The following is a 5,308-nucleotide window of genomic DNA, read 5'->3' on the forward strand; positions in this document are numbered from 1 at the left end:
GCGGGCATTGGAATAGGCCGCGGCCCCTGCCCTCGCCCCGCCCGTGGCGAGCGCAGCACCTCCGGCGGCAAAGCTTGCGGCCTGCCCGCCATGGCGTATGGCTTCCATGCCGCCCGTAACGGAAACGCCCTGCACCATCCCTTGCACAATGTTCGGCACATACATGGCGATGACGAACACCACGACGGAGATGCCGGCGATCGCCAGTGTCGAGAGGAACTCGTCGCTGTTTGACAGCGTATTGGCGAGGCCGATCAGAACTTCCGAGCCGATCCTCGCGATCATCACCAGCGCCATCAGTTTCATGCCAACGGAGAAAGCGTAGACGAGATAGCGGACCGAAAAATCTTTGGTGTAGCTCGAGCCGCCGAGCCCGAGCATGATCATGCCGGCGAGCAGTCCGACATACATTTCCGCCATGACGGCGACGAAGATCGCCGCGACCAGGCTGAAAGAGATGACCACGACCACCATTGCGAAGACTACGGCGATCGCCAGCGCGTTATCCTCGAACAGGCCGAACTGGGCCTTGGCTGACATGGCGCTTGCCACCTGGAGACCGGCATTGAAGACATTGGCGGGCGATGCCGAGCCGCCGCCGGCGCCGATCTGATACAGGCTGTCGACCACGGCCTTTGCGAAGTCCGGACCTTGCTCCAGAATGAAAACAAAGAGCCCGATGAACATGATGCGGCGGACAAGCTCTGCGAACCATGTGTCGAGCGAGGCGGCGGCGATCGCCAACCAGACGGCGGCAATCCCGACCTCGATTCCCGCGAGAATCCAGAACAGCGACCGCGCCGCATTCAGGATCGTGGATTGCCAGCCTTGGGCAGCACTTGCGATCTCGTTCTCGAGATCGGTCAGTAGCTGGCCTTCCTGGGCAAACGCGGGCCCCGCGAACAGGGCGAGCGCGAGCGCAGCGGCAAAGAAGACCTTAGTTTTCCGCCTCATCGCCCTCACCTTCATCTGTCTTCCAGCGCGGACGCATCTCCTGCCCGCCAGCCGTGTCGAATTTCTGTGGCGCCGGCGCTGATGTGCTGACATGCGAAGTGGGATCAGAGGACATCACGATCTGCCAAACAACGATTCCGCCGATTCCGATGAGTGTGAGGACGATCGCCATGAAAATGATGGACCTGTTCACCAGCGCGGCTCTATTTCCTGCCCACCCGAGGTGGAGGGCGTGGTCGACTTGAAGAATTCCTCGCGACGGTTCTGGGCGAGGTCTTTGGCCGCTTGCTCGGACTGATACCAGGTGCCCATCATCGTCACTTGCTGGGAGACGAGGCCCCGCAGCTTCTGGGCCTGGGCGACCTGCTGGGCCGCAATCTGGTGGCCGAGCTGAAGCGCTTGCATCTGACCGACCGCACTTTGCGACATCGACCGCAACTGGCTCATCGTCGTTTCCTCGGAGCTGAACTGGTCCGCGGTCAGTCCTGCCGCTTTGAGCGTTGCGGCAATCGTGTCGCGATTGGTGTCCGACCAGGTCTGATAATTTGCGGAAAACGTCTCGCCGTCCGCGAGCCCCGACTTGAAATCGGCAAAACTTTGGAACCGCTGCCGAAGCACATCGTCAGCATTGCCCATTGAGAACGCGATCGACTGCCCCTGATTGACGAGGCTGCGTAGCCTGTTGAGATCGCTTTCCACCTGACCCCAGACCTGGTTCGGAAGGGTCAACGTGTTCTGGAGCATGTTCTCGTAGATATTGAGCTGGTTCTGGATCTGTTCCGCCAACTGCGTGATTTGCGTCATCTGGTTGCCGATCTGCTCGGTCGACTGCCCGACGAGACTGACGAGCTCGGTATTGTTCAGGATCTGCGTCCATTCGGTCGCGCCACCCGTCACGGTGCCGGCATTGGCCAGTGGGACCGGCAACCACGCGGTCACCGTCAGCGCCGCGATGGCAGTTTTAGTTGATCGAGAGAATGCGTTTCGCATTGTCCACTCCCCTTGTCCGCAACCAGTGTATGGGCCATTCCGGTCCATGCTGTTGGCTGAGTTCATTGATGTGCTTGAGATCTTGCCTGCCCGACGCACCAACAAAGGCGAGCGCGACGGGTCCAAGTGTCATGTCGAACAGACGCCGCCCTTCCGGAGACGCGACGTAGTATTCCCGCTTCGGGATGGCGGTTGCGACGATCTCGATCTGCCGCTCGTTAAAGCCAATCCGTTCGTAGAATTCGCGGGTTCCGGGTTCACGCGCGGCGCCATTCGGCAGGCATATCTTGGTCGGACAGCTTTCCTTGAGCACGTCGATAATACCGGACTGCTCGGCATCCGAGATCGACTGTGTGGCGAGAACGACGGCGCAGTTGGCCTTTCGCAGGACCTTGAGCCATTCCCTGATCTTGTCACGGAACGTTGCGTGGCCGAGCATCAGCCAGGCCTCATCAAGGATGATCAGGCTTGGGTTCCCGGTCAGGCGCATCTCGATCCTGCGGAAGAGATAGAGAAGGACGGGGACGAGATTGCGCTCGCCCATATTCATGAGTTCCTCGACCTCGAAGGTCTGGAACATCCCAAGCGTCAGCCCGTCTTGCTCGGCATCAAGGAGCTGTCCCATCGGACCGTCGACCGTGTAATGGTGAAGCGCGGTCTTGATCTCGCGCATTTGAACGCCACTCACGAAGTCCGAGAGCGATCGGCCGCGCGCCTCGGCCATCAGGGCTATCTGACGAGCGATCGCGTTGCGGTGGTCGGGTGTGATGGTCACTCCCTGCATGGAAACAAGCGTTTCGACCCATTCGGCTGCCCATGCCCGGTCCCTGTCGGTCGAAAGCTCAGCTAGCGGGCAGAATGCGAGCGCACCCTCCCCTGCCCCGATTTCGTAGTGATCGCCGCCGGCGGCCTTGGTCAGCGGGTAGAGCGACTTGCCTTTATCAAAGGCGAAGATTTGCGCCGCTTCGTACCGGCGGAATTGTGCCGCGATCAGCGCCAGCAGGGTCGACTTTCCCGACCCCGTCGGCCCGAAGATCAGCGTATGGCCGACATCGTCGACATGCAGGTTCAACCGGAAGGGAGACGAGCCGCTGGCGACCTGCATCAGCGGCGGGGCATTGGGAGGATAGAACGGGCAAGGCGCCACGGCACTGCCCGCCCATACGGAATTGACCGGAATGAGATCAGCCAGATTGCTTGTGTTGATGAGAGGTTCGCGGATATTGGCGTAGGTATTGCCGGGCAGGCTGCCGAGATAGGCCTCCGTCGCATTGAGCGTCTCAATGCGGGCACCGAAGCCTTCGGCCTGGATCAGCCGTCGGACAGCCTCCGCCTGATCGCGCAGACGAGCTTCGTCGGTGTCGAACATGACGATGACCGGCGTGTAATAACCATAGGCGACAAGCTGCGACGAGGCAGCTGCAATTGCATCCTCGGTTTCGGCCACCATCGTCATGGCGTCCTGATCGACTGAGCTGCTTTGGGTCTGGAAGAGCTGGTCGAAGAACGGCCGGACTTTCTGCTGCCACTTCTTGCGGGTGCGCTCGAGCTTCTGGCGTGCCTCCTGATCGTCGAGAAAGAGGAACCGGCTCGACCACCGATAGGTGAGCGGCATCAGGTCGAGCGAATTGAGGATCCCCGGCCAGCTCTCGGCCGGGAATCCATCAATAGCAACCACAGTCAGATAGGTGCCATCGACCATCGGGGAAAGACCGTGGTGGAATTCGGCGGTGACCAGCCAGTCGAGATACATCGGGATCGCCGGCAGGCGCACCGGATAGTTCTCACCGAGGATGCAGAAGCGGATGAACTGGAAGAGCTCGTCATAGCGTGCCTCGTCGCCCGTCTCTGCATTGACAAGCGTGCGCGTCGCCATGCGCCGGATTGAAAGCACGTTGCCAAGATACTGTTCGACCTCGCGGATCGAGCTCTGGAAGGTGTTGAGGACGCGGTTCGCATAGGTCTCCGACCGGCTTGCCTCGTCGGAATAGACGTACCGCGCCATGGCCGACCGGCGCGGTTCCGGGGGCCGATAGGTGAGGATTAGGGCGTGCTGGCTCTCATAGTGGCCGCGCTCGGCCTCGAAATGCGCTCTGCGTTCCTCATCGATTGCCAGTGTAACGGGATCGGGAAAATGGCAGACTTCTCGCGCCGGATAGGCCGTCGTCGGAACGCGGACCGCCTCAACCTGGACCATCCATCCGGTTCCGAGCCGCGAAAGGACGGCGTTGATCTGGCGCGACACCTCGTTGCGCTCGACATTGGTCGAGCTTTCCGAATCTGGCCCCGCAAAATACCAGCCAGCCATCAGCGAGCCGTCCTTCAACAGAATGATCCCGTCGTCGACCAGGCCTGCGTAGGGCAACAGGTCGGAATACGACGGTTTTGAGTTTCGAAATTGCTTGAGCGCCACCATGAGAGATCAGTACCTCCGCCATGGCGATGACGTCGGCCGATAAGTCGGTCGATAGCCGATGTGGCGCAGATAGACCTGCCGCATCATCGGATCGGCCTTGGCCATGATCCGGAGGATCCCGACAACGGCGATCCAGATCGCAATGCCCAGCAACACCGAAAACCAGGTCAGCACCACAAAGATGAGAATGACCGTGGCGAGCCCAGTCAGAAGCACTAGTTCACGATCGGCGCCCATCAGATGGTTCGGCCGCGACAATGCGCGATGGATGGGCGAGCGGGAAAGGGGTGCGCCGGCTTCAGCCATCAGTCCCCTCCCCTCGCCCGCCTGAGGTTGCCTGATCTGGGAGGCCGATCGAGGCACCCGATGCGCCGAACAGTCCGACGATCTGGGTCGCACCAAGCAGAATACCGGCGACAAGGACGACATACATCAGCCGCCGCGCGAAATCGTTGAGTTCACCGCCGAAGATCAGCATGCCGCCTGCGACAGCGACGGCGGCGAGTGCGATGAAGCCTGCAACCGGGCCGGTAATCGATTCCTGGATCTGCTGGAGCGGTCCTTCCCATGGCAGGCCGCCGCCAGAACTTGCGAGTGCTGGAGACGTGACTGCCACGCAAAGCACGGCAAGTATCGCTCCCAATGAGGCGTTTCGGCGGAAGTTATGCGGCATGGCTGTCCTCGTCGATCTGGGAACTGTGGTCTGTTTCGTAAGTCGCGCCGTCGAAACCGGTAACGCGCATCACGTCGCGCACACGCCGGCCTGTCGCCGTTCGTTCGATGGAGACGACGAGATCGACAGCTTCGCCGATCACTTCCCGCATCGGCTGCTGGCTCACCTCGGCGGTCAGCTGCTCGAGGCGCCGCAGCGCGGAATGGGCGGTGTTGGCGTGTATGGTGGTGATCCCGCCCGGGTGGCCTGTGTTCCATGCCTTGAGAAGGGTCAAC

At 61.0% G+C, this 5,308-nt stretch carries 7 protein-coding genes; all 7 read right to left on the reverse strand.

All coding sequences use genetic code 11. The features are described 5' to 3' along the window. Window positions 1-954: P-type conjugative transfer protein TrbL (trbL, locus tag ABJN75_RS20445; RefSeq protein WP_348441449.1), on the reverse strand; the 954-nt coding region annotated here is incomplete at its 3' end. Next, window positions 938-1,147, reverse strand: a complete 210-nt coding sequence (locus tag ABJN75_RS20450; RefSeq protein ID WP_348441450.1) for a hypothetical protein — start codon at window positions 1,145-1,147, stop codon at window positions 938-940. The genes trbL and ABJN75_RS20450, both read right to left, overlap by 17 nt. Continuing rightward, entirely contained in the window at window positions 1,144-1,944 is an 801-nt protein-coding gene (trbJ, locus tag ABJN75_RS20455) for a P-type conjugative transfer protein TrbJ (RefSeq protein WP_348441451.1), read from the reverse strand. Before trbJ ends, ABJN75_RS20450 begins: the two co-directional genes overlap by 4 nt. Then, a complete protein-coding gene (locus ABJN75_RS20460; RefSeq protein ID WP_348441452.1) occupies window positions 1,916-4,360 on the reverse strand; it encodes a conjugal transfer protein TrbE in 2,445 nt (814 codons plus the stop codon). The genes trbJ and ABJN75_RS20460 overlap by 29 nt, the downstream gene beginning before the upstream one ends. A gap of 6 nt (window positions 4,361-4,366) precedes the next feature. Next, window positions 4,367-4,666 carry a conjugal transfer protein TrbD gene (locus ABJN75_RS20465; RefSeq protein WP_290999961.1) on the reverse strand — a complete coding sequence of 100 codons (300 nt, stop codon included), beginning with the start codon at window positions 4,664-4,666 and terminating at the stop codon, window positions 4,367-4,369. Further along, window positions 4,659-5,033: a TrbC/VirB2 family protein gene (locus ABJN75_RS20470; protein ID WP_348441453.1), complete on the reverse strand. Its 375-nt coding sequence runs from the start codon at window positions 5,031-5,033 to the stop codon at window positions 4,659-4,661. Before ABJN75_RS20470 ends, ABJN75_RS20465 begins: the two co-directional genes overlap by 8 nt. Continuing rightward, window positions 5,023-5,308 (reverse strand): ATPase, T2SS/T4P/T4SS family (locus ABJN75_RS20475; protein ID WP_348441454.1); only part of this gene is annotated, 286 nt, incomplete at its 5' end. The genes ABJN75_RS20470 and ABJN75_RS20475, both read right to left, overlap by 11 nt.

The sequence above is a fragment of the Hoeflea sp. genome (genome assembly GCF_039975035.1).
Classification (GTDB): domain Bacteria; phylum Pseudomonadota; class Alphaproteobacteria; order Rhizobiales; family Rhizobiaceae; genus Hoeflea.